The 22,029-nt window shown below is 54.3% G+C and carries 24 protein-coding genes and 2 pseudogenes; 14 read left to right on the top strand and 12 right to left on the bottom strand.

The window, feature by feature from the left end; genetic code table 11:
- Positions 1-3: 3 nt before the first annotated feature.
- Positions 4-507 (bottom strand): large conductance mechanosensitive channel protein MscL, encoded by a 504-nt coding sequence (gene mscL, locus D3H35_RS15890; RefSeq protein ID WP_378124674.1) that lies wholly within the window; start codon positions 505-507, stop codon positions 4-6.
- Between the two features lie 842 nt (positions 508-1,349).
- On the opposite strand from mscL, the pseudogene D3H35_RS32495 reads away from it, so the two are divergent.
- Positions 1,350-1,907 (top strand): annotated as a pseudogene (locus tag D3H35_RS32495) (histidine kinase dimerization/phospho-acceptor domain-containing protein); the annotation flags it as partial.
- Between the two features lie 311 nt (positions 1,908-2,218).
- Positions 2,219-2,401 carry an ATP-binding protein gene (locus D3H35_RS34865; protein WP_411675157.1) on the top strand — a complete coding sequence of 61 codons (183 nt, stop codon included), beginning with the start codon at positions 2,219-2,221 and terminating at the stop codon, positions 2,399-2,401.
- Here D3H35_RS34865 and D3H35_RS32500 read toward each other — a convergent pair.
- Entirely contained in the window at positions 2,368-3,339 is a 972-nt protein-coding gene (locus D3H35_RS32500) for a diacylglycerol/lipid kinase family protein (protein ID WP_158594135.1), read from the bottom strand. The genes D3H35_RS34865 and D3H35_RS32500 overlap by 34 nt on opposite strands.
- Before the next feature lie 132 nt (positions 3,340-3,471).
- Here D3H35_RS32500 and D3H35_RS15905 point away from each other — a divergent pair, with 132 nt between their 5' ends.
- Together D3H35_RS15905 and D3H35_RS15910 are read left to right on the top strand one after the other, a co-directional pair.
- Positions 3,472-4,581 carry a DNA alkylation repair protein gene (locus tag D3H35_RS15905; protein ID WP_119150255.1) on the top strand — a complete coding sequence of 370 codons (1,110 nt, stop codon included), beginning with the start codon at positions 3,472-3,474 and terminating at the stop codon, positions 4,579-4,581.
- On the top strand, positions 4,578-5,621 hold the full coding sequence (locus D3H35_RS15910; protein ID WP_119150256.1) for an FUSC family protein: 1,044 nt from the start codon (positions 4,578-4,580) through the stop codon (positions 5,619-5,621). Before D3H35_RS15905 ends, D3H35_RS15910 begins: the two co-directional genes overlap by 4 nt.
- A 50-nt stretch (positions 5,622-5,671) precedes the next feature.
- Here D3H35_RS15910 and D3H35_RS15915 read toward each other — a convergent pair whose 3' ends face one another.
- The 9 genes from D3H35_RS15915 to ilvA form a co-directional block, all read right to left on the bottom strand.
- Complete coding sequence (locus tag D3H35_RS15915) at positions 5,672-5,959, bottom strand: transposase (protein WP_119150257.1); 288 nt, start codon at positions 5,957-5,959, stop codon at positions 5,672-5,674.
- 12 nt (positions 5,960-5,971) lie between these two features.
- Positions 5,972-6,115: a hypothetical protein gene (locus D3H35_RS31360; protein WP_199728529.1), complete on the bottom strand. Its 144-nt coding sequence runs from the start codon at positions 6,113-6,115 to the stop codon at positions 5,972-5,974.
- Positions 6,116-6,189: 74 nt separating this feature from the next.
- Positions 6,190-6,540: a hypothetical protein gene (locus D3H35_RS15920; RefSeq protein WP_119150258.1), complete on the bottom strand. Its 351-nt coding sequence runs from the start codon at positions 6,538-6,540 to the stop codon at positions 6,190-6,192.
- 15 nt (positions 6,541-6,555) lie between these two features.
- Positions 6,556-7,161: a TVP38/TMEM64 family protein gene (locus tag D3H35_RS15925; RefSeq protein WP_119150259.1), complete on the bottom strand. Its 606-nt coding sequence runs from the start codon at positions 7,159-7,161 to the stop codon at positions 6,556-6,558.
- A complete protein-coding gene (locus D3H35_RS34170; protein ID WP_325050082.1) occupies positions 7,149-7,568 on the bottom strand; it encodes an MFS transporter in 420 nt (139 codons plus the stop codon). The genes D3H35_RS15925 and D3H35_RS34170 overlap by 13 nt, the downstream gene beginning before the upstream one ends.
- A gap of 5 nt (positions 7,569-7,573) precedes the next feature.
- Positions 7,574-8,356 (bottom strand): MFS transporter, encoded by a 783-nt coding sequence (locus tag D3H35_RS34175; RefSeq protein ID WP_325050083.1) that lies wholly within the window; start codon positions 8,354-8,356, stop codon positions 7,574-7,576.
- A gap of 24 nt (positions 8,357-8,380) precedes the next feature.
- A complete protein-coding gene (locus D3H35_RS31365; RefSeq protein ID WP_233568046.1) occupies positions 8,381-8,875 on the bottom strand; it encodes a glycosyltransferase in 495 nt (164 codons plus the stop codon).
- Positions 8,797-9,531 carry an MGDG synthase family glycosyltransferase gene (locus D3H35_RS15940; RefSeq protein ID WP_119150260.1) on the bottom strand — a complete coding sequence of 245 codons (735 nt, stop codon included), beginning with the start codon at positions 9,529-9,531 and terminating at the stop codon, positions 8,797-8,799. The genes D3H35_RS31365 and D3H35_RS15940 overlap by 79 nt, the downstream gene beginning before the upstream one ends.
- A gap of 645 nt (positions 9,532-10,176) precedes the next feature.
- A complete protein-coding gene (ilvA, locus tag D3H35_RS15950; RefSeq protein ID WP_119150262.1) occupies positions 10,177-11,448 on the bottom strand; it encodes a threonine ammonia-lyase IlvA in 1,272 nt (423 codons plus the stop codon).
- A gap of 415 nt (positions 11,449-11,863) precedes the next feature.
- Here ilvA and D3H35_RS15960 point away from each other — a divergent pair, with 415 nt between their 5' ends.
- The 5 genes from D3H35_RS15960 (at position 11,864) to D3H35_RS15980 (ending at position 15,849) form a co-directional block, all read left to right on the top strand.
- Positions 11,864-12,427 (top strand): hypothetical protein, encoded by a 564-nt coding sequence (locus tag D3H35_RS15960; protein ID WP_119150264.1) that lies wholly within the window; start codon positions 11,864-11,866, stop codon positions 12,425-12,427.
- 129 nt (positions 12,428-12,556) lie between these two features.
- Positions 12,557-13,759 carry a copper amine oxidase N-terminal domain-containing protein gene (locus D3H35_RS15965; RefSeq protein WP_158594137.1) on the top strand — a complete coding sequence of 401 codons (1,203 nt, stop codon included), beginning with the start codon at positions 12,557-12,559 and terminating at the stop codon, positions 13,757-13,759.
- 836 nt (positions 13,760-14,595) lie between these two features.
- Complete coding sequence (locus D3H35_RS15970) at positions 14,596-15,159, top strand: hypothetical protein (protein ID WP_119150266.1); 564 nt, start codon at positions 14,596-14,598, stop codon at positions 15,157-15,159.
- Positions 15,156-15,434 (top strand): FHA domain-containing protein, encoded by a 279-nt coding sequence (locus D3H35_RS15975; protein ID WP_158594138.1) that lies wholly within the window; start codon positions 15,156-15,158, stop codon positions 15,432-15,434. Before D3H35_RS15970 ends, D3H35_RS15975 begins: the two co-directional genes overlap by 4 nt.
- Positions 15,435-15,660: 226 nt before the next feature.
- Positions 15,661-15,849, top strand: a complete 189-nt coding sequence (locus tag D3H35_RS15980; protein WP_119150268.1) for a hypothetical protein — start codon at positions 15,661-15,663, stop codon at positions 15,847-15,849.
- 129 nt (positions 15,850-15,978) lie between these two features.
- Here the strand turns inward: D3H35_RS15980 and D3H35_RS15985 are convergent, their stop codons facing one another.
- Complete coding sequence (locus D3H35_RS15985; RefSeq protein ID WP_119150269.1) at positions 15,979-16,749, bottom strand: YhcN/YlaJ family sporulation lipoprotein; 771 nt, start codon at positions 16,747-16,749, stop codon at positions 15,979-15,981.
- 408 nt (positions 16,750-17,157) lie between these two features.
- Between D3H35_RS15985 and coxB the strand changes: the two genes are divergently transcribed.
- The 5 genes and pseudogenes from coxB to ctaG all read left to right on the top strand — a co-directional run bounded on the left by coxB (position 17,158) and on the right by ctaG (position 22,009).
- Positions 17,158-18,210, top strand: a complete 1,053-nt coding sequence (coxB, locus tag D3H35_RS15990) for a cytochrome c oxidase subunit II (RefSeq protein ID WP_119150270.1) — start codon at positions 17,158-17,160, stop codon at positions 18,208-18,210.
- A 77-nt stretch (positions 18,211-18,287) separates the two neighbouring features.
- Positions 18,288-20,092, top strand: a pseudogene (ctaD, locus tag D3H35_RS15995) (cytochrome c oxidase subunit I).
- Positions 20,089-20,706, top strand: a complete 618-nt coding sequence (locus D3H35_RS16000) for a cytochrome (ubi)quinol oxidase subunit III (RefSeq protein ID WP_119150271.1) — start codon at positions 20,089-20,091, stop codon at positions 20,704-20,706. Before ctaD ends, D3H35_RS16000 begins: the two are co-directional and overlap by 4 nt.
- A gap of 4 nt (positions 20,707-20,710) precedes the next feature.
- Complete coding sequence (locus D3H35_RS16005) at positions 20,711-21,028, top strand: cytochrome C oxidase subunit IV family protein (RefSeq protein ID WP_119150272.1); 318 nt, start codon at positions 20,711-20,713, stop codon at positions 21,026-21,028.
- Positions 21,029-21,100: 72 nt separating this feature from the next.
- A complete protein-coding gene (ctaG, locus tag D3H35_RS16010) occupies positions 21,101-22,009 on the top strand; it encodes a cytochrome c oxidase assembly factor CtaG (protein WP_119150273.1) in 909 nt (302 codons plus the stop codon).
- Positions 22,010-22,029 lie beyond the last annotated feature (20 nt).

Consider the following 22,029-nt stretch of genomic DNA (forward strand, 5'->3'; position numbering starts at 1 on the left):
TCGTCAGCCTCTTGCGGGAGAGGCGTTCAACTCGGATGTGCAATGTCCGCAGCGGGTAGCGGCGATCGGAATTTCCGAAATGCAGTAAGGGCATTCCTTGGTCGTCGGCGCTGCCGGAGCCGCTTCTTCAGCGGCTTCTTTTTTGCGGCTTAGTTTATTGAGAAGCTTCACTAGCATGAACACGCAAAAAGCGACGATGATAAAATCCAGCATGACGTTGATAAATTGTCCGTATGCTATGACGGCCGCTCCGGCTTCCTGGGCTTGAATGAGCGTTTTGGGGACTTCCTTCGCTTTGGTGAGCTTCTCCGGATTAAGATTAATGAACAAGTCAGTAAAATCAACCCCGCCCAGCAAGCGCCCGATCGGCGGCATGACGATATCGTTGACGAGAGAAGTGACGATTTTGCCGAACGCGCCTCCGATGATAACCCCGACCGCCAAATCCACGACATTTCCTCGCATGGCGAACGTTTTGAACTCTCCGAAGAACGATTTGAACATGATGTTTCCTCCTAGTAGATTCCTGTTTTATACAAATTATAACTGCAAAATGGAAAGGATTTTGCCTAAAGCCGTCGAATGTGAACAGTAGGTTACATTAGCAATCAATGACAAAACATTTGCGAGGGAACTAACCTATGGATGGTTCAGGTGCAGTATTTCGTATCCTTTTCATGTCGCTGGCCCTGTTAATCAGCATACTCGCATCGTACACGATGTTCAACTTCATTGGCAACCTCAAAAGGACGAACGGTACGTTCCGACAATTTTGGCTGGCAGGAGGAGCGTTCGTCTTCGGCGTTGGCTTGTGGACGAAGCATTTCATCACGATGCTTGCCTTCGACCAGGAATGGTATTTCGAATGGAGTATGCCGGTAGGCCTGTTTTTCATCATTTTTTTCTCGTTGATGGCATTCGTTATGCTTACCTTTCAGGGAGTCGTTCGTCACCCTTTGCTGCTGGGGAGCACGATTCTTGCGTTCGGCATCGTTTTTCTGAATTATTTTAGCATGCTGGGGCAGCCGATCGACAAGCTGACTCCCCACCCGGTCTACATTTTTTTGTCGATTGTCGTTATTTTTGCGGGAACGTATTTTTCCTTCCGTCTGGCGGAAATGAGATCGTTGGGGTATCGGAATATGGCGGCGAGCCTTGTTCTTGGAGGATCCGCCATTATCGTGCAGATTCTCGGAAATCACGCGCTGACGATCGAGAAAAAAACGTACGCGAGCGTCGACAAGCTCAGCCAGGACATTAACCTTATGGCCGTTATTATTGCGGTTGGCGCGCTGCTCATTCTCATGTCGACTCTAGTGACGTGGTACATCGACAAGCGGCTTAACCAGATGGATGAACGGTACCGGCTGCTGGTCGAAAACTCGCTCGATACGATCGCTATTTTCAAAGGGGATCATTGGGGATTCGTGAACGCTTCGGGGATGCGGATGTTCGAAGCGGAGGAGGAGAAGGACTTACTGGGCAAGTCGATTTTCTCTTTTTTGCCGGCGAGGGATCACGCCGAAGTGCGCGAGAGGCTGAACAATCTCGTACTGATCGGCAGCGGGCGTCCGCTGGAGCAGGAATGGATTACGTTGAACGGCAAAGTGCTGCACACGGAAATTGTGGAAACGATTACGACATTGGACAACGAGCTTGCCATTCAAGTTATTATCCGGGATATTTCGGAACGGAAGAAGAACGAGGAGCTGCTCATCAATTCGGAGAAGCTGTACGTGGCCGGGCAACTGGCCGCAGGCATTGCTCATGAAATCCGCAACCCGCTAACCTCGCTTAAGGGATTTCTGCAGCTCATAGCTTCCGGTCGGAAAAACACGACGACCTACTACGATATCATGAATTCCGAGCTGGACCGGATCGAGGATATCGTAAGCGAGCTGCTCATGCTGTCCAAGCCGCAGGTGTACCAGCTGTCGTACCACGACGTACGCGTCATGATGAGGGATACGGTTACGCTGCTTGAGGCACAGGCGATCTTGCATAATATCGCGATCGAATCCGAGTACGGCTCGGAGCCGCTGTGGGTGTACGGGGTTGAAAACCAGGTGAAGCAAGTGTTCATTAACGTCATCAAAAATGCGATAGAGGCGATGATAGACGGCGGAGCCATCCGGGTGAAGCTGTCTCGCGAGAACGACAGCGTGTATGTTCGAATCATGGACGAGGGCCCGGAATCGGAGAGGATCAGCTGGCGAAGATCGGTCAGCCCTTCTATACGACGAAGGAAAAGGGAACGGGACTCGGCCTCATGGTCAGCTACAAAATCGTCGACAATCACCAAGGCAAGATTACGGTCGACAGCCAGCTTGGCAGAGGCACAATGTTCGAAATCATGTTCCCGTTCCGCTATCCCGAAGCCGCAGTCAAAAAAAGCAGCTGACCTGCATGGACGTCCGCGCGGATCGTCGTTCGTCCCACAGGCTCCCCGTCCCCGAAAGCAAGCAGGGGGCGGGGAGCTTCTATTAGGACGGATTTCCCGCGCAGCATAGCGACATACGGCTGCTTGACGTGCGAGCCGTTCAATATCGTAGGGAAGACGCTCAGTATCCGCAAGGCGGAGCAGTCATGGACGACGCAGACATGCAGCTCGCCGTCGTCGGCTCTGGCGTCGGGGCAAATTCGGAGGCCGCCGCCATAGGTCGGATGGCTGGCGATGGCGACGAGCCAGCCTCGTTCGAACTCGCGGCGCTCTCCGTCGACGGTAACGGCGATCCGTTGCGGCTTAAATACCGCCAGCATGCGGAGAAGGCCGATAAGATAAGCGAGCGAGCCGACGCCCAGCCGGTTGCACCAACGCTTGTACCGGGAGCGGTTCACGTCGTCGGCGACGGCTCCGTCCAATCCGACGGCGATGGCGGTCGAGGAGTAGCGGGGCGGACTGGAGGGCGAGCCGGCAGAATCGAACGCATGAGGCGTATTATGCGCTCCTGCGGGAGGAGCTTCGATCGTCGCGATCAAGTCGGCAGCCCGGGGCTGCCCGTTAAGGACGATGTCAAGCGCCTTCATCGGATTTCGAGGGATGCCGAAGGTAAGGGCGTTATCGTTGCCCGAGCCGGACGGAATGAGGCCGATTGGAATGCCGCTTCCCGCGAGATGAGGAAGAAGACTATGAAGAGAGCCGTCACCGCCGATAATTGCAATCGCTTTCAAATCGCCGGAATCGATCGCAGCCTTCGTTTGTCTTGCGGACTCGGCTTCCGTCGCCGCTGCGACGACCCGATAGCTTATGCTTCTGCGCCGAAGCTCTTGCTTCACTTGGCGCCATATTTTGCGTCCGCGGCCATTGCCGGAGCTTTCGTTGACGACAAACAGAATCACAATCGCATGCCGCCCCTTCCCGTGTCGACCATTTGTCGATTTGTTTCTCATCATTATAAAGGCAGAGGAGAGAATGGGGAAGGCGGCGTGCTATAATGAATCCGACCGAATCGGCGTCAAGGAGGAGACATCGTGGCGGAACCGCTGAAAGAGATGTATCGGGAAACGTTCTTAAGGGAATTCGCGGCCAAGGTTAGAGCGGTCTATCCTGTTTTCGATACGGACGGCTTCGTCGAAGCAACGCTTGGCGATGGCTGGGACGAATTGGAATTGAAGGGACGCATCCGGCGCATTACGGAAAGCTTGGGCGGAAAATTGCCCTTGGAATATGGAAAGGCGTTGGACGTGCTTGAAGCGATAGCGGATAATTGCCGGGGGTTTCCTTATTTGTTTTTTCCCGATTTCGTAGAACGGTACGGATTAGAGCATTGGGAACGGTCGGTTGACGCATTGGCCGCGTTCACTCCGATGTCTTCGTCGGAATTCGCCGTTCGTCCGTTCATCCGAAGGGACGAAGGCCGAATGCTTGCGACGATGATGGAGTGGGCCTCGCATCCGGACGAGCACGTTCGGCGGCTCGCCAGCGAAGGCTGCCGGCCGAGATTGCCTTGGGCGGACGCGCTGCCGGCGTTCAAGCGAGATCCTTCGCCGATCTTGCCTATACTTGAGCGGCTTCGCGCGGACTCGTCGGAATACGTGCGCCGAAGCGTAGCGAACAATTTGAACGATATTTCCAAAGATCACCCCGAGCTGGTGGCAAAGCTGGCCGAACGATGGCTTGGAAGCGACGCGGCGACCGATTGGATCGTTCGTCACGCTTGCCGAGGGCTGATCCGGGCGGCTCATCCGGCGGTCATGGCTCTGTTCGGCATGCGCCCGCAGCCCGGCGTCCGGGTGGAGGAATGGACGGTAAGCCCCGATTCCGTTCCCGTCGGAGGCTCGGTGGACGTTCGCTATGCGCTCGCGATGCCGCCGGGGGAGCCGATCAAGCTGCGGCTTGAGCTGGCTGTCTACTATCCGCGTGCGAACGGCCGACTCTATCGCAAGCTATTCAAGCTGAGCGAGAAGGTCGTACTCGGAGGGAGCCGGGCGTACGGCAGCAGACGCCATTCGTTCGCGGACTTGTCGACCCGGCGCCATTATCCGGGCGTACATAAGGTTGCTCTATTGTTGAACGGCGAGCAGGCAGCGGAAGCGGTCGTGGAGCTGTTGCCGCCGGAGAACGGCGGTGAGCGGCGATGACGATTGGCGCGCGGGTATTCAAGACGGGGCTGGCCGTTGCGCTGGCTCTATGGATCGGCACGCTCGTCGGGCTGGAATCTCCGCTCCTCGCGGCTATCGCCGCCATTTTCACCATTCAACCGTCCATTTACCGTTCCTGGATGCAGATGCTTGAGCAGGTGCAGAGCAATGTGCTGGGCGCCGCTATCGCGCTCGGAGCCGTATGGCTCGTCGGCAGCACGCCCGTGACGGTCGGACTCGTATGTATCGGTGTCATTCTGCTTTGCATCCAGTTGAAGACGGAAGAAACGATCGGCCTTACGCTTGTGACCGTTGTCGTTATCATGGAGGCGCACAGTCAAGGATGGATGCTTGCCCTTGAGCGGCTGGCCGCCGTTCTGACCGGGATGGTCAGCGCTTTCGTCGTCAACGTAGCGGTCGCGCCTCCCCGCCATCGCACACGGTTCGTCAAGCAGGTGCAGGAGACGCAGACGATGCTGTCCCGGCTGCTGCGGACGGCGGTGTCCAATGAGCTGAAGGAGAATGTTTTTCGCGAGGAGCACGAAAAGCTGCGTACGAAGCTGCGCAAGCTGGAGGAGTTCTACGACATGTTCGCCGAGGAGCGGGTATGGCGTCGCAAATCCCGAACGGCTCGCGTGCGGCTCCTCGTCGTGTACAAAGGCATGCTTACCGCGCTGGAGCGGGGAGTGTCGCTGATCGATGCGGTCGAGGACCATTACTGGGGCGTCAAAACGGCAGAAACGTGGAATCATCTTGTCGATCGGCAAATCGAGTCTCTGTGCGGCTATCACGAGCAGCTGCTATGGAAGTGGGAGGGCGTCATGAAGCCCGGAGCCGCGGCGTCCGCTCCGCCGCAGGAAGCGTCGTTAACGTTGACGGAGCTGGTCGAGGCTCAGACCAAAGACCGGGAAGGGACGGACCGGGCGAGGCTGCTGGTCATTACGTCGTCTGTATTCTCTTACGAAGAAAGCATGCGCAGGCTCGATAAGCTGATGGAGCAATGGCTCCATCGGGAGGAAGCTTCCCCCGAGGAGGCTTAATCTAATAAAAACGGTTGGACGGCCGCATGGCCGCTCAACCGTTTTTATTATTACTTTTTGCCCCGGTCCATTTGACGGCGGGGGTGAGTGATTTTGCCCAATTGGTCGGTATCGTTGGCTTTCGGCACGAGTCTGGGGTCCGTTCGGCCTTCGTGGTGGTTTTCGTAGCTGAACTCCACAAGCTCCCACTCGGTCGACCCGAGCGCGAGATCGGCGGGAAACACTTGCCCCCGCTTCAGCTCTTCCTCGTTGCCCCACTCGTTCTTGTATACGCCGTCCACGGTAACCTTTTCGCCGGAAATCGGCTCCATGGAATGCTGGCCGGAATGCTCGCTCATCGGTTCGCCCTCCTAAAGTCCGTGCTTCGGATACGCCGCATGATCGGCCTCCGATTGCAACTGACTGGCCTTTTGCTTTCCTTGGCCGCTTCGATCGGCTATCGATTGCGCTTTGGCGGCGGCTTTTTGCTTGGCTGACGGAAGTTCTCCGGACATGGCCGTCCCCTCCTTCGAATGTCGAGCTCATGAAGTAGGGTTCCACGGTCCGGTCGCGGTTATGCCGTCGATTATCAATCGAGAAGCCGCAAGCCGCAGGAAGGACAATTCTGGTGCTCGTGGGTAACCGTTATTTGACAAGCGGGACAACGATCCTCGAACGGCTCGTACGATTTGCCGGCCGCCGTCTGTCGGGAGCTTTCCGTCTCATCGTCCGATCCGGGACGCAGATGGGCGGGCGTGCCGAACATCGCTTCCACCATTTGCCTCAGCTCGCTGAATTTCCCGCTGTCGTCGGAGCTGGCCCGGATGACCGCAATCATCCCTCCGAGCAGCAGCAGTATGGAACCGATAGCGATGCTGTATCCCCATACCGACACGGCGGATACGAGGCGGAATCCGGTTCCCTCGAATGGCAGCTGCATTTTCCGTCCCCCCGACTACTCGTATCTGGCTTCCAGCTTGCGTCCTCCGAGCCAGAGCGCGATGAGAACGACAACAGCGGCGGCGATTCGCCAAGGATGATCCACCATTGCACGCAGGTCGTGTCCGAGGAAGGAAAGGGTGAAGATCATGACCGCTTTGCCGAGCACTATCGATACGAGGAACGTATGAAGAGGCATTCGGGAAAGGCCGGCAGAAATATTGACGAGAGCGGAAGGGGAAAAAGGAAAGCACGACAGCAGAAAAATGGGCGTGAATCCTTTCCGTTCCACGTAGCCGAAAAACTTCTCCGATTTCGGGAATCGTTTGCGAATTCGGTCGCCGTATTTGTTGCCGAACTTTCTCGCCAGCATGAAGACGAGCAGGGATCCGACGCACACGCCGATCCACGAATACAGAAAGCCGGCCCACATCCCGTAAGCCGATGCGTTCGCCACCACGAATACGACAAGCGGCAAAAACGGGAGCAGCGCCTCCAGCAAAGGAAGGGCGATTCCCGGAAGCGGACCCAGCGCCGAATAGCGGTCGAGCCAGCCTTGGATATCTTCGAGCTTCATATTTTTCGCGTATTCGAACCATTCGCTGCCGCTTAACCAGGACATGAGATTTCTCCTATTCTTCTAGCTTTCCCCCGGAAAAGCCGGAACGGAAAAAATACGTAAAAGATGCTTATGACCATGAACATTATACCGGCGAGCCCAACGACATGAGCTTGCGACAGCACGGTGGCGAGCACTCCTCCGACATAAGGGCCGATCATCCCGCCGACGCCCTCGACCGTCGAGAAGACACCCCAACCAAGCCCTTGCTGGCCGGGAGGCACATAGGCGGCGAGAAGCGCGTTCCAAGCGGGGAGCACCGCTGCGTAGGAGATTCCCAGGACGAAAGCGCACACCAGGGAAAACCCGATGGACGGGCTAAGCGTCAACCCGTACAGCACGATGCCGAACATGAGAAAGCCGATAACTAGAAACCATTTTTTGCCCAGCTTGTCCGACAGCTTGCCCATGGGGATTAAACCGATAACGGTAAACCCGCCCCGATGACGAGCAAAAGCGAATATTGGGACGAGGTCATCCCAAGGCCGTTCACGGCAAAGCTCGGCAATATGGGAAGAAGCATGCCCGCGCCAAGAGTTTGCAGCACCATGCCCGGGAGCAAGGTTTTCATTTCCTTCATTCGTTCGCCGAGAATGGCAAGCTGTTGGCCGAACGGCGTGCGGTCGATATGGGCATGCTCCTCAGCAGGCAAGAAAAAGGAAAGTATCCAGCATGCGAGCGCGGTTGCCAGCAAAATCCAATAGGTCATTTCCCGGCCGACATCGAGCAGAACGTTCGTGACTACCGGTCCCGCGCCTAGCCCTACAAGCCAGATGGTGTATAGAAAGCCCATCTGCGTAGCGCGCCGATCCTCGCGTACCTTCGTCAGGCAGACGATCCAAATCGGCGATATTCCGATTCCGTACAGAGCGGCAGCGGTTATGAACAGCCAGGGAACGTCCGCGTTATGCAGCAGGAGCACCCCGATCAGAGAAAAGAACAAGCCGACATTTACGAGTGTACGCACGGCGAAGCGGTCCATTAAATAGCCGATCGCCAGCTTCAATGCCGTATCGGTGACGTAATGAGCGGTAATGCCCGCCCCGATAACGTCGAGGCTTAATCCGAGAACCTTCTCGCCGTAAATAGGCATGAAGCTGATGACCGTCGCTCCCCGGACGAATTCGACCAAAAACAGGATGACGATATAGAGAAGCATGTTCGACGAAGTTAGGGATCGCAGCGGCGCGGTTTTCACTGGCGAGTTCTCCTTCTGTTACGTTCAGACTGGTATAGGGGTTTCGGAAACCTCTTCCATTATATTCAATTGACGAAGGATATCCAAACAGATCCGATCGGACGAGTTTTCCTGACGCAGCTTTCGAACGGCCGATTGGAGGTGAAGGCGAAGACTTGGCAGCTCCAGAATGCCTGTCATGGCGGTTAAGAGCTCGGAAGACGTCCGGCACACGACAGCGGCTTGTTTGTTTTGCAAATAAAGGGCGTTGTTGCGTTCCTGTCCCGGCACAGGCCTATAGAGGACGATCGGGATACCGGCGCATATGGCCTCGGAGAGCGTCAAGCCGCCCGGCTTGGTCACGATGCAGGAGGCGAGCCCCATCAGCTCGTCGATCCGGTCGATGAAGCCGAGGACGGATATGTGGGAGTCCCCGTTATAGTAGCGGCGAAGCTCCTCCTCTAGCAGCCGATTCCGGCCGCAGACGATCGCCGCCTGCGCTTTGCCGCCGGCGGTAAGCTCCCGGATCGCCGCGCGTATTCCGGATAAGGCTCCGTAGCCCCGGCCATCACAAGCACGGTCGGACGATAAGGTTCGAGTCCGTAACGGAAGGCGGCCGATTCGTGCACTCTCCCGGGAGCGAACGATGACCGGATCGGTATGCCCGTTACAGCTACCCGCTCGGCTGTTATGCCGAGATTTAGAAGCTGCTCGGCCATATCCTCGGTAGCAACATAGTATTTGTCTACGTCCGGATGGACCCACCTCATGTGCAGATCGAAGTCCGTCACGACGTTGAACATCGGAATTTTTTTTCGCAACCGGTTCGTAACCGTCGGCATGACCATCATCGGAAACGTGTGGATGACAGCGTCGGGCTTCTCGCGCTCTACGACTCGCTGCATCGTAACCGTACCGAACGAATGAAGCCAATGGGCAAACAGCGAATCGGCTTTCATGCCTCGGGTCGCCTCGTACACCCAGCCGTACATTTGGGGCCACATCGTGTAGCTTTTGCGGTAAACGAATCGGCTAAACTCGTTGATGAAGGGATGCGATTCCGCAAGCAAATCGATCAGCATGATCTCGGCGTTGCCTAGTCGGGCAAAGCTGTCTCGCAGAGCGGAAGCGGCTTGATAATGCCCTTCGCCGAAACGCGCGTACAAAATCATGATCTTATTCGGCTGACGATTCATCGTTGGCCACCTTTCGCAGTAGGCGGGATCCGGTTCTATTTTTCCATCCGGACGCCGATATAATGCTACTTTAGCGCTAAAGTGTAAGAGCCGGATTAACCGAGTATTCGAATGGAGTGAAGGAGGAGAGGGAGGGGAGCGGGGCTAATGGGGTGAATCGCGTTTCGCGTATATTCGTAGTTGCAAATCTGCTCCAACAAAAGAAGCTGTCCCTATTAGTCAGCTTCGACGGAGGGGACAGCTAAATTTGACGCGCAATAGTAGGGATTATCTCCCATACATTCAGCGGAAAGTGTGTGCGGGAGCGCAACAGTGGTACGAGATCCCATACATTCAGCGGAAAGTGTGTGCGGGAGCGCAATAGCGGTACGAGCTCCCATACATTCGACGGAAAGTGTGTGCGGGAGCGCAACAGTGGTACGAGATCCCATACATTCAGCGGAAAGTATGTGCGGGCGCGCAACAGTGGTACGAGATCCCATACATTCAGCGGAAAGTGTGTGCGGGCGCGCAACAGTGGTACGAGCTCCCATACATTCGACGGAAAGTGTATGCGGGCGCGCAACAGTGGTACGAGCTCCCATACATTTGACGGAAAGTGTATGCGGGCGCGCAACAGTGGTACGAGCTACCGCGCGAGAACAATTAAATCAACAAGTTGAAGAGCAAAGGATCCTTGTTGAGCTCGTGGAATTTGAAGCCCTTCACGGTCATACGCTCGACCAGAGGCTCGTAGTCCTCGCGGCTCTTCAACTCAATGCCGACGAGGGCAGGGCCGTTTTCCTTGTTGTGCTTCTTCGTATATTCGAACTGCACGATATCGTCGTTCGGGCCGAGCACATCGTCGAGAAATTCGCGCAGCGCCCCGGCGCGCTGGGGAAAGTTGATCATGAAGTAATGTTTAAGCCCTTCATAGATCAAGGACCGGTCCTTGATCTCCTGCATCCGGTCCACGTCGTTGTTGCCGCCGCTAACGACGCAGACGACGTTCTTGCCCTGCAAAAACGCGGGGTCTATCGTAGACAACGCCGCAACGGTAAGCGCGCCCGCCGGTTCAGCGACAATGGCATGCTCGTTGTACAGCTCGAGAATCGTCGTGCATACCCGGCCTTCGGGCACGACGATGACATCGTCCAGCAGCTCGCGGCATATTTCGAACGTCAGGTCGCCGGCTCTTTTTACCGCTGCGCCGTCGACAAATTTGTCGATCTCTTCGAGCGTGACGACTTCTCCCGAATCAAGCGCTTTGCGCATGGAAGGAGCGCCTTCCGGCTCCACGCCGATGATTTTCGCTTCCGGATTGACGGCTTTCACATAAGAGGCAACTCCGGAAGCCAAGCCTCCTCCCCCGACGGTAACGATGACAACATCTACGGGATGAATGCCGGCCTCGACGATTTCTTTGCCGACCGTCGCGTTCCCGGCTACGATGCGCGGATCGTCGAACGGATGGACGAACGGCAGCTCTTCCTGCTGACTCACCCGGATCGCTTCCGCATAGGCATCGTCAAAAGTATCGCCTAACAACCGAACCTCCACGTTTTCTCCGCCAAACAGCTTCACTTGATTGATTTTTTGGCGCGGCGTCGTGGACGGCATATAGATTATGCCCATGAGTCCCAGCTTCCGGCAGGAGTAAGCGACTCCTTGGGCATGGTTGCCCGCGCTGGCACAGACGACTCCCCGGCTGCGCTGCTCTTCGGTAAGAGATGCGATCAGGTTGTAAGCGCCTCGGATTTTGAAGGAACGGACGATCTGAAGATCCTCTCGTTTCAAGTGAACGTTGCAGCCGAATTTCGACGATAAGCCCAGATTGTATTGGAGCGGAGTCGGCACGGCGACGTCTTGCAAAACCTGCGCGGCATGAAGAACGTCGGTAAGAGGAACCTTAAGATCGGAGCGTGAAGAATGAGACATGCGCAACACAGCCTTTCTTGGGGTTAATGGTTAATCGGAATAACTTTTTACGGCATAAAAAAACCGCCCCTGAAAAAAGGGACGGATGCTCTCCGTGGTACCACCCTGGTTCCGAATGAATCGCTTTGCCGGCGAAACTTTCGGCGCTTGTTCCGCGTATCCATATGCATGACGCGGCTTCCCGTAACGAGGGAATGTCGTCCGCGCTTACGTGCAGCTCGCTTCGGCGCGGCTTCTCGGGGAGGATGTCGATACCGTATCCGAACGCCGGCTTGCAGCACTTCGCCGGCTCTCTGGTGAACGGAATAGCGGGGGACGTGTTCCCGTCAACGATTGTACCTCCTGTTATACTCTTCCATCGTGCGAAAGTCAATCCACCAAATCTGCGAAACGGGACAAACCGAGGAGGCCTTTTTTGAAAAAGCTAATTTTATTTTTGGTCGCGCTGCTGCTATTGGCCGTACTGGCCGGAGCGGGGCTTATTCTGTACATAGCGCCCGACAAGGGACTTAATCTCGCCTACGAGCAGGTTCCCGTCAAGGACAGGGCTATCGAGATGGTCAAGCGGATGAAGCTGGAGCTCGTTCTTAGCGAAGAGGATGTAATCAATTTGGCAAAAGCTTCCGTAGCGGACAATCCCCAGGTGAAGCCGGACGTTCGCGTAACGGGGGCGGATTTTGACTTGCAGGGCGAACTGCTTATCGCTAATTTGAAGGTTTTGTGGAAAGAACGGATTCCGGTCGGTTTGCAAGTAACGTATCGGCTGAGCTGGCAGTCTCCGAATTTGGTCGCAACAGTAGTAGAGGCAAAGGCGAAAAAGATCAAGCTGCCGTTGACGGCTTTCGACGATCAGATTATTCCGCTTGGAGACGAGCTGCCCAAGCTTATTCAGATCAAGGGGATCGCGTTTGAGAACGATGAGGCGAAGGTTTCGTTCAAAAAGCCAAGCTTGAAGGATTTGCGTTCGTTGATTGAATGAGCGTGACCGGACACAAGGCAACAGTTAATATAAAAATTTCATAAAAGTAATTAATGAATTTAATAGATGAAGTATTCTAGATTAGGAAGTGCTGATTTTCATCACAGAATAACGGGAGTGGATGATAGAATGAAACGTTTGATGCTTTTCGTATTTGCGGCGGTGCTTGCTTTCGGTCTGACCGGAACGGCTTCGGCGGCCGGATCGGCCAAGCCTGCTACGGCAACCGTTCTGTTGAACGGCAAAGAGGTCGCTTTCTCGGCGGCTCCTATCGTTATTAAAGGCAAAACGTACGTAGAGTTTCGCGCTCTCTTCAACGCGCTAGGCTATGAGATCGACTATGAAGCAAAGACGAAGACGATCAAAGCTTCGACGGAAGGCCACAAAATCGAAATGTCGACCGGCGGAGACGTGGCGTTCGTGAATGGGAAAACCGTCGCGAGCAGCGGAGAAATTAAGGTGATCAACAGCCGGACGATGATCGGCGTACGTTTTATCGCAGCGCTGACCGACAAAAAGGTGGATTGGGACGGCGTTACAAGAAAGGTTATTATTACCAATTGGGGTCCGACGGAGGAAGAGAAGAGAGCCATTCTCGGCGTTTTCGATAAGTTTCGTTTGATCGAAGCGGCGGACGATTTGGAAGGCTTCGTTCAATTGTTTGCGGATGACTCGGGGGTTGACATTAAGGCACTTCTTCCGAATTGGGAGCGAACGAAAACCCAAACTACGTTTAAGGAGCTTCTGATCACCGATTTTTCGGGCGACGAGGCGGTCGTAAAAGTAACGGACGAAACCGTGAAGGTGAGCGGAGCTTTTTTCCCGGAATACTCGTCCGTCTACAACGCTACTTTGCGCAAAAGCAGCTCGGGCGAATGGGGAATTTACAATATTGAGGTTCTCAAAGCAGACATTCTGAGCGTAGATAAGCTGTTTGCGCAAGAGATTTCTTTCCCCGAGGCTGATAAAGCGGCTATTGGAGCTTTGTTCGACGCCCAGACGAAAGCTATTTACGAGAAAAAAATGGACGACTTCATGGCGACCGTGACGACGAAAGACGACGCGGAGGCTGAAGAGTTGAAGCAGCAGATGCAATGGTTTTTCGACAGTTTCGATATCAAGAGGACTATCGAAAAGTGGGCTGTCGTTGATTCCGAAGAAAACGATCAGGCTATCGTCGTTATTTCGGCCCTTATGGAGGTCAACCTAAACGGTATCCACTTCAAAGTCCGTACGGTCTTCTCCGACGGCGTAGTCAAAAAAGGTGGAAAATGGACCTTTAGTAACACCGGTTCCGATTCGGTTCCGTATCTTTCGGAAGACGTTCAATAGAAGGGAATGGGAAGACGCTATCCGGGCCTTTAGCGCTGGGATGGCGTCTTTTTTAGCGGAAATGCACTGACGGAGGCGCCGGTGCCGTCTGCCCGTCAATTGTACCATTATCCCGTTCGTTCAGAAAAAGTTGCCAAAGCTGCAGGACGAGGCAGCTTCGCCTCCGGTTAGCTGCGGATTGAGGCGACTCTCGGTGCGGGATGCTCATGCGAAAAGCCCGTCGTCTTTGTAACGATTACGCACGGAGTAACTCGCTCCCTTCAATTGTGCGCACCGTAAAGACGAACTTGATTTGTTAAAACCCATAAGCGCATCAAGCGAGCCCGGGCCCAACCTGCAGTTCTTCCACGAATCGTCTCAGGTAATAGAGCGAAAAAATCGTTCTAATCTCAATTGTGGGCGAAGGGGGGGCGAAAGGAAGACTAGGAAATCGCCTTATCTCCTTCGGCATCTCCCGAAATCGGCTCAAAACGCGGCAATAACGTGAAAAAATCGTCCTATTCTTATTGATTTCTCTAAAAAAGTACAAAGTAAGAAGAAAAAATCTTTTTATTCCACATTTCATATCAACCGCCCAGCAACCTTACCCAGTTACCCGATTGTTAGAATTTTTCCGCGAATTGCAACGCCCATTAGTGGAATGCTGTCCTTAGAAATCCGAAAAAGCATGCGGGAAGGAAGATTAAATAAAATTTAGCTAAAAAATGGAGGAAGTTCGTTGAAGACGATCGGAGAATTGGATATACTAAAGACAATCTTGTCTACTACTCCTTCCCTTTCTGAAGATATAGGAAAGCGTTTACAAAGTTAAAACGAAGCCGCAGGAGGTGAGCGCGTTGCCTATACACATCAAACAGCGGACAGACGAACGAGGTCTGTCAAGATCGAGCCGGGCGACCGCAGCCCGCCTTGCGCGAATTACGGTCGGTGCGATAGCGCCGGCAACGTTTTATTTGACGGCAGCCACTCCGGTTTTTGCGGCGCAAAAATCGGAAGAGCTAAGAACGTCGGCTGCTGACGCCGCGATCGGAACGCTTCCGCTGCTGGCGGCGTTCGGCGTCGGAATCGCGGTAGCCGTGTTCGCTGTCGTCGCCTTTTTGCAGATGACGGCAAGAGGCCGCAGCGATGGCTTGTACCCCGCTTATGCGGAGGGGGCCGGGAGTTCGTCGGACGACGTTTCTTATATGGAATGGAACGATTCGTCGGCAACATCGGGCGTAAGCTCGAATAAGATGGAAGAAGATACGGATTCGGTACCCTTGGAGGATTTCGAACAGACGGCCTTTTATACGCTTCCCTTGCCTCGCGTGCACACACCCCGATTGACGAAAAGGTTACGGACGAGGAGCCTCGCTTATGCGGACTCGAAGGAGAATTCGCCGGCTCCAGCTTCCGATTGAACGAGCAGGGGCTGTCGATCGGCAGAGATCCTCTTCAATGCTCGCTTGTATTTCCTTTGAACGTTGAAGAGGTGAGCCGCAAGCATTGCACGCTCTGGTTCGACGAATCGAGAAGAGTGTTCGTTCTGGAAGATCACGATTCGTCGAACGGAACGTTCCTTCAGTCAGGGGAACGGCTTGTTCCGAAGAAGGCGTATGAGCTTCAGTCCGGAGAACGGTTCGTTCTCTCGGGCTCCCGGCATTGGTTCGAAGTGCGCGACGCTAGGCATATTTGACAAGATTCGATACGGATGTTTTTGCTTTAATCCCTGTCCGATTACTGGTATAATGGGTTAAAGCAGGAACGAACTGGCTGCCAGGGCTGATGTGGCGGTGCAATTGACACTTCTTGCAGGACGAACCGTTCTTTTCGGGTTCTCCGGTGGCGTAACTCGCCTCCGTCCCGGAACATGAAGCAATGCCGGTTCCGGTGCGGAATCCATTCCACTGGGAGGGAATTGCATGGCCAAACGTAGCCACAATGAAGTTCAAGAAAGTTTGAGAGAACTGACGAGAATTTTCCGCCCCAAGGATCCGCGCAAGTTCGTTAAAGATTACATTCGCAAATATCGCATCACCGGAGGTTATGAGGACGAGCTGACGACGCTCGTCGAACGCGAGATGGTGAAACTTAATAGCCCGGCTTCCTGAGTGAAAGCCGCACAAAGAACCGACGCTAGAGCGACCGTTTTTACGGCCGCTCCCTGTCGGTTCTTTTTTTGCACTACGGTCCGAGACCGGATTAATCGCTACATATATAATAAGCGGTTTGCCGCGTCCTCATGACGATGGGGAAGGAGCCGGAGCTTTCGATGGGATCGAGCCTGCCGCGCCGCTGTTCACGCCATGGTCGCGCTCGTACAAGGGAAGAGGCACTTCATTGCCCAGCCCGAACACGTAACTGACGAGCGTATTGAAGTCGTTCGTGAGCGGAGTCAGCGGCTTGCGGCCCCAGGATGCCTTGGCGAATTCGACAAGCTGGTTGACGTATTCCCGATTGGCCGAAATATAAACCTGATTGACCCTCGGATGAGCATTGCGCACCGTTTCTCCGATAACTTGGCGAAGCTCGGTGGACAAGTCGGCGACGTCTCTGTGGGTGAAATAAGAATTGTAATGGTTGGCCAGCTGGCGGTTGTCCCATTTGGAGCTGCCGTTGTCGACGTTGTATACCCCTTCCATGGTTCCGCTGTTTACTTGCTCCCTCACTTCTTTGCCGCCATGCGCGCGGGTGCCGGTAGCGGAGGCGTCCGTCAAAATGCCGACGTAGGCGTTTTTGTCCGTCAAGAACACCATTGCGGTATTAATGCCCGGCAAGGAATCGACCTTGCGGGAAACGACGGAGCTGTATTCGAAATATTTGTTCTTATGCTGCTCGGGATCGGAGGAGAGCGGGGCGTAAGAACGCGACTGGAACGTTTTCGGATCGTTTTTGGCGCGGCTGGCGTAATCCTGGTTGCTTTTTTGAAAGTGCGCCGTATAGTTGCAGCCTGTCATCGTCGCCAGCAGGACGGCGCTGCCGCATATGCCGAGAAAATGTCGGGAAACCATGGGACTACCCCCTCGATGGCTTGAATAGCTATAGATTTTCCGGCTGTCTGAAAAGTATGCGGGGCGGCGAGTACATAAAAAGGGGCTCCGTTGGTAAAAAGATGAGGAGGGGATTTATCCGACGTCGTCGGCGGAAGAGGCTGGCGGCAGGCGAGCGGCAAGGCGCGGAAGGCGCTCGGAGAACGGCTCTAAAGCGGCTGAAACCTTAGAACGACAACGTTTTTGACAGTTTTGAGAACAATTTGTGAACTCCTTTGTGAACGTTGACAAACTGACAGATCAATCTTTATATTTATTAGAGTGATTTAAGAACGTGTGTTGTTCGAACCAACATCCGTGAACATGTAGATTCCTGATCGAACCTGGGTTCAAGGCAATCTATGAATACGTCAAATTGGGGTTGATGAGATGAATCGGTGGCACGTAACCAAGCGCCTTCTTCCGGTGTTGGCAGGTTTGATGCTACTTCTGTCGGGGTGCGGCAGAGCGGATCTTTCTACGCTGAATCCGCAAGGGCCGGTGGCTGAGAAGCAATTTGATTTGATGAAGCTGTCCATTGGCATCATGGCTTTGGTCGTAGTGGTCGTTTTCGCGATCTGTATTTACGTTCTGATTCGCTTCCGCCGTCGCGCGGGCGACAAGACCATTCCGAAACAAGTCGAAGGCAACCACACTCTGGAAATCATCTGGACGGTCATTCCGCTCGTTCTGCTCGTCATTCTCGGCGTTCCGACGATTCAGACGGTATTCGGACTGGCCAAGGATTACAGCAAAGACGCGAACGCCGTGCAGGTCAAAGTAACGGCCCATCTTTACTGGTGGGAGTTCGAGTACCCGCAATACGGCATTAAGACGGCGCAGGAGCTTGTCGTCCCGACGGGCAAGAAAATTCAGTACGAGCTCGTATCGGCGGACGTTAAGCACTCCTTCTGGATTCCGGCTATCGGAGGAAAGATGGATACGAACCCTGGGCTCACGAACAAGATGTTCCTGGAGTTCCCTAACGAAGGCGTTTTCCGAGGGAAGTGCGCGGAGCTTTGCGGTCCTTCCCATGCGTATATGGATTTCAAAGCGAAAGCGGTCAGCCAAGCTTCCTTCGACAAGTGGGTAGCGGCAATGAAAGCTCCTGCGGTAACGGCAGCCGACAAAGATATCGCGGCTACCTTCGAGGCCAAATGCTTGACTTGCCACGCGGTTGGCGAGCAAGGACAGTCGGGTGCGCCGAATTTGACGGGCGTCGGCGGGCGTCAGACGATCGCCGGAATTTTGTACAACTCGGACGTCGTCAGCGATCCTCAAGAGGAAGACAAGACGGTGGAACAGAACTTGAAGGATTGGATCACCGATCCTCAGAAGATCAAACCGGGTAACCAAATGCCTAGCGCGGCAGTCAATGAATTGACGCAAGAGCAAATCGACGGTATTGCCAAATACCTCGCTGGCTACAAGCTCGACTACTAAGGTTTTGAAGGAGGTTCGCTGTCTTGGCTGCACATGCACATGCACATGAGCACAAGGTCAAACGGTACACGGGCTTGATGGACTGGCTCACAACCGTCGACCATAAGAAAATCGGTATTCTATACATGATCGCGGGCTTGCTGTTCTTCCTCGTCGGAGGTCTGGAAGCGATTTTGATCCGGATTCAGCTGATGAAGCCGTTGAACAACGTCGTTTCCCCGACACGTTCAACGAATTGATTACGATGCACGGAACGACGATGATCTTTCTTGCGGCGATGCCTTTGCTGTTCGCCTTGATGAACGCGGTTATACCGCTTCAAATCGGCGCGCGCGACGTCGCGTTCCCGTTTCTTAACTCTTTGGGCTTCTGGACGTTCTTCTTCGGCGGTTTGCTGCTGAATATCAGCTGGTTCGCCGGCGCCGTTCCGGATGCAGGGTGGACGTCTTACGTTCCGCTCGCAGGCCCGAGCTATAACGATACGCACGGCGTCGATTATTACGTGCTCGGTCTGCAGATCGCAGGTATCGGGACGTTGCTCGGCGGTATCAACTTCATGGCGACGATCATCAACATGAGAGCGCCCGGCATGACCTTCATGCGCATGCCGATGTTCACTTGGGCTATCTTCATTACTTCGGCCCTGATCGTATTCGCCTTCCCAGTTCTGACTGTCGGTCTCGTCGCTTTGATGTTCGACCGGCTGTTCGGAGCCAATTTCTTCGAGACGGGCGCCGGAGGCAACGGTGTACTCTGGGAGCACATCTTCTGGGTGTTCGGTCACCCTGAGGTATACATCCTGATCTTGCCTGCGTTCGGCGTTATTTCCGAGATCGTCAGCACGTTCTCCCGCAAGCGTCTGTTCGGTTACAGCTCGATGGTATTCGCAACCGTGTTGATCGCGTTCCTCGGCTTCATGGTATGGGCTCACCATATGTTCACGACGGGTCTCGGACCGGTAGCGAACGGGTTGTTCTCCATCGCGACAATGCTGATCGCGGTGCCGACGGGGATCAAAATCTTCAACTGGCTCTTCACGCTGTGGGGCGGTTCGATTCGCTTCACGACGGCAAGCTTGTTCGGAATCGGGTTCATCCCGACGTTCGTCATGGGGGGCGTTACGGGCGTTATGCTGGCATCGGCTCCGGCCGACTTCCAGTACCACGACAGCTACTTCGTCGTAGCCCACTTCCACTACGTTATCGTAGGCGGATTGATCTTCGGTATTTTCGCCGGTCTTCACTACTGGTGGCCGAAGATGTTCGGACGCATGCTGAACGAGGGAATCGGCAAGATTACGTTCTGGACGTTCTTCATCGGCTTCCACTTGACGTTCTTCGTCCAGCATTTCCTTGGTCTCCTCGGGATGCCGCGCCGGGTATTCACATACTTGCCGCACCAAGGCTTCGACACGATGAACTTGATCAGCTCGATCGGGGCGTTCCTGATGGGTATCGGTACGATCGCGTTCCTGATCAACATCTTCATCACTTGGGCCAAACCGCGTAACGCGGCGGCCGACGCATGGGAAGACGGACGTACGCTGGAATGGACTATTCCTTCGCCGCCTCCTGAATACAACTTTAAGCAAACTCCGCTTGTTCGCGGTTACGATGCATGGTGGAAAGAGAAAATGGATGGAAATACGGAGATGACCCCGGCGGAGCCTGTCGGACCGATCCACATGCCATCGAATTCGATTCTTCCGCTTATCATGAGCATCGGTTTGTTCATCGCCGGTTTCGGATTCATGTATGATCACCTGGCAGTAACGATCTGCGGTCTCGCGGTCACGTTCATCTGCATGTTCCTCCGTTCCGTATATGACGATCACGGTTACCATATCGAACCGGAAGATCAGGATAAAGGGGTGCAAGCATGAGCGCACACGAGCACGTAGACGGACAATTGCCGCACGAGCCGGAAAGAGCGACGTTGGAAGGCCGCAACAAGGTTCTGGGCTTCTGGATTTTCCTTGGAGCGGAAACGGTGCTCTTCGGAACGTTGTTCTCCGCATTCCTGGCTCTTCGCCACAACATCGGCGACGGACCGGCGGCTTCGCATTTGTTCGAGCTGCCAATGGTATTCGCAGCTACAATGATCCTGCTTTTCTCAAGCTTGACCAGCGTATTCGCCGTTCAAGCGATGCATAGCAACAAAGTGAAGCCGATGATTGTATGGCTGGCCATCACGATTCTTCTCGGACTCGCGTTCCTCTGCTTGGAAATTTACGAGTTCAACACGTACGTAAGCGAAGGACATCAGTTCAGAACGAGCGCGTTCAGTTCCTCGTTCTATACGCTGGTTGGCTTCCACGGCGCTCACGTAGCGTTCGGCGTACTGTGGATCGGTCTTCTGATCGCTCAAATCTTCAAAAAAGGCTTGACGGTCGTTACCGCTCCGAAAATCTACGTCTCAGCCATTTACTGGCACTTTATCGACGTCGTATGGGTATTCATCTTCACCGTTGTTTACCTGATGGGAAAGGTGGGTTAATCTCATGGCAAGCAACCATTCGGCTCAAGAGTCGGGGGCGAAGCGTCATCGGGTGGAAGGCCCCCAGAAGCACGTCGTCGGATTTATCATGTCTCTCGCACTTACGATTATCGCTTTCGCGGCGGTATCGGCCGGAGATATCAACACCACGTTTACGTACATCATTCTCATAAGCATGGCGGTACTGCAAGTGTTTATTCAGATGGCTTTCTGGATGCACATGAAAGACCGGGGACACCTGTTCCCGATCATCGGAATTCTTTCCGGAGTGTTCGTCGTCTTCACGATGGTCATCATGGCGTTGTACTGGGTATGGTGGTAAGGTCATAAGGCAATAACTTCAGAGAGGCGGGCCCTGTTCCGCCTCTCTTTTGCATGGAAGGAGGCAATCCCGATGTGGGGACTTGAATATTTCTCGTTCCGCGATTTGTGGAGCCCGTTGTTTATGGCTTTCATGATGGCGGTAGCGATTTTGTATACGTTCGCGGTCGGACCATGGAGAGAGAAGTTCGCGGGAAGCGAGGACGTTCCGTTCAAGCGGCAATTCTCGTTCTTGCTTGCGATTTTTCTTTTGTACATGACGCAAGGCGGACCGCTAAGTCTGCTCGGTCATCTCATGTTCTCGTTCCACATGACGAACATGGCGATCTCTTATGTTATCGTACCGCCTTTGTTGTTGTATGGTATTCCGGCTTGGCTGTGGCGATGGATGTTCGGCAGGGCATTCTGGCGGCCGCTCCGCTTCTTAATGAATCCGCTCGTCGGCTTATTTATGTTCAATCTCGTATTCTCGGTGTATCATATGCCGGGAAATCACGATTACATTATGACGCACTATTCGGTACACACGGCATACTACGTGCTGCTGCTTATATCCGCTATGATCATGTGGTGGCATATTCATTGCCCGGTGCCGGAGTGGGCGCGGCTGACTCCGCTATGGCGTCTCGGCTACATTTTCGTTAACGGATTGCTGCTGACGCCCGCTTGCGTTCTTATTATTTTCGCGAACACATCCTTGTTCTCGGTCTATAACGATCCCGAAGTATGGACGAAGGCGATGGGGTACTGCGTTTCCGGAGATCCGGCTGCCTTGCTTGCCAAGTTCGAGGGCGGTCCTGCGTTCTTCAACTTGTTGAGTCCGAGGGACGATCAGCAGCTGGGCGGCATCATTATGAAGCTGGTTCAGGAATTCGTGAACGTGGGCGCCTTGTTCGTCGTCTTCATGGGCTGGTATCGTTCCGAACGAGCCAAAGAAGATGACGTAAGCGGCTCGGAAGCGACGGTTGCCCCGGTCGTTTGAACAATGTGTGAAAAGCGCCG

It is taken from the genome of Cohnella faecalis (genome assembly GCF_003570905.1).
GTDB lineage: Bacteria > Bacillota > Bacilli > Paenibacillales > Paenibacillaceae > Cohnella > Cohnella faecalis.

What these genes read in the sequence shown, in the direction of transcription:
- D3H35_RS15910 (WP_119150256.1), top strand. Translation starts at nt 4,578, where the DNA reads ATGACGATTGGCGCGCGGGTATTCAAGACGGGGCTGGCCGTTGCGCTG.
- D3H35_RS15915 (WP_119150257.1), bottom strand. Translation starts at nt 5,959, where the DNA reads ATGAGCGAGCATTCCGGCCAGCATTCCATGGAGCCGATTTCCGGCGAA.
- D3H35_RS31360 (WP_199728529.1), bottom strand. Translation starts at nt 6,115, where the DNA reads ATGTCCGGAGAACTTCCGTCAGCCAAGCAAAAAGCCGCCGCCAAAGCG.
- D3H35_RS15920 (WP_119150258.1), bottom strand. Translation starts at nt 6,540, where the DNA reads ATGCAGCTGCCATTCGAGGGAACCGGATTCCGCCTCGTATCCGCCGTG.
- D3H35_RS15925 (WP_119150259.1), bottom strand. Translation starts at nt 7,161, where the DNA reads ATGTCCTGGTTAAGCGGCAGCGAATGGTTCGAATACGCGAAAAATATG.
- D3H35_RS34170 (WP_325050082.1), bottom strand. Translation starts at nt 7,568, where the DNA reads ATGGGCAAGCTGTCGGACAAGCTGGGCAAAAAATGGTTTCTAGTTATC.
- D3H35_RS15940 (WP_119150260.1), bottom strand. Translation starts at nt 9,531, where the DNA reads ATGAATCGTCAGCCGAATAAGATCATGATTTTGTACGCGCGTTTCGGC.
- ilvA (WP_119150262.1), bottom strand. Translation starts at nt 11,448, where the DNA reads ATGTCTCATTCTTCACGCTCCGATCTTAAGGTTCCTCTTACCGACGTT.
- D3H35_RS15965 (WP_158594137.1), top strand. Translation starts at nt 12,557, where the DNA reads ATGAAACGTTTGATGCTTTTCGTATTTGCGGCGGTGCTTGCTTTCGGT.
- D3H35_RS15980 (WP_119150268.1), top strand. Translation starts at nt 15,661, where the DNA reads ATGGCCAAACGTAGCCACAATGAAGTTCAAGAAAGTTTGAGAGAACTG.
- D3H35_RS15985 (WP_119150269.1), bottom strand. Translation starts at nt 16,749, where the DNA reads ATGGTTTCCCGACATTTTCTCGGCATATGCGGCAGCGCCGTCCTGCTG.
- coxB (WP_119150270.1), top strand. Translation starts at nt 17,158, where the DNA reads ATGAATCGGTGGCACGTAACCAAGCGCCTTCTTCCGGTGTTGGCAGGT.
- D3H35_RS16000 (WP_119150271.1), top strand. Translation starts at nt 20,089, where the DNA reads ATGAGCGCACACGAGCACGTAGACGGACAATTGCCGCACGAGCCGGAA.
- D3H35_RS16005 (WP_119150272.1), top strand. Translation starts at nt 20,711, where the DNA reads ATGGCAAGCAACCATTCGGCTCAAGAGTCGGGGGCGAAGCGTCATCGG.
- ctaG (WP_119150273.1), top strand. Translation starts at nt 21,101, where the DNA reads ATGTGGGGACTTGAATATTTCTCGTTCCGCGATTTGTGGAGCCCGTTG.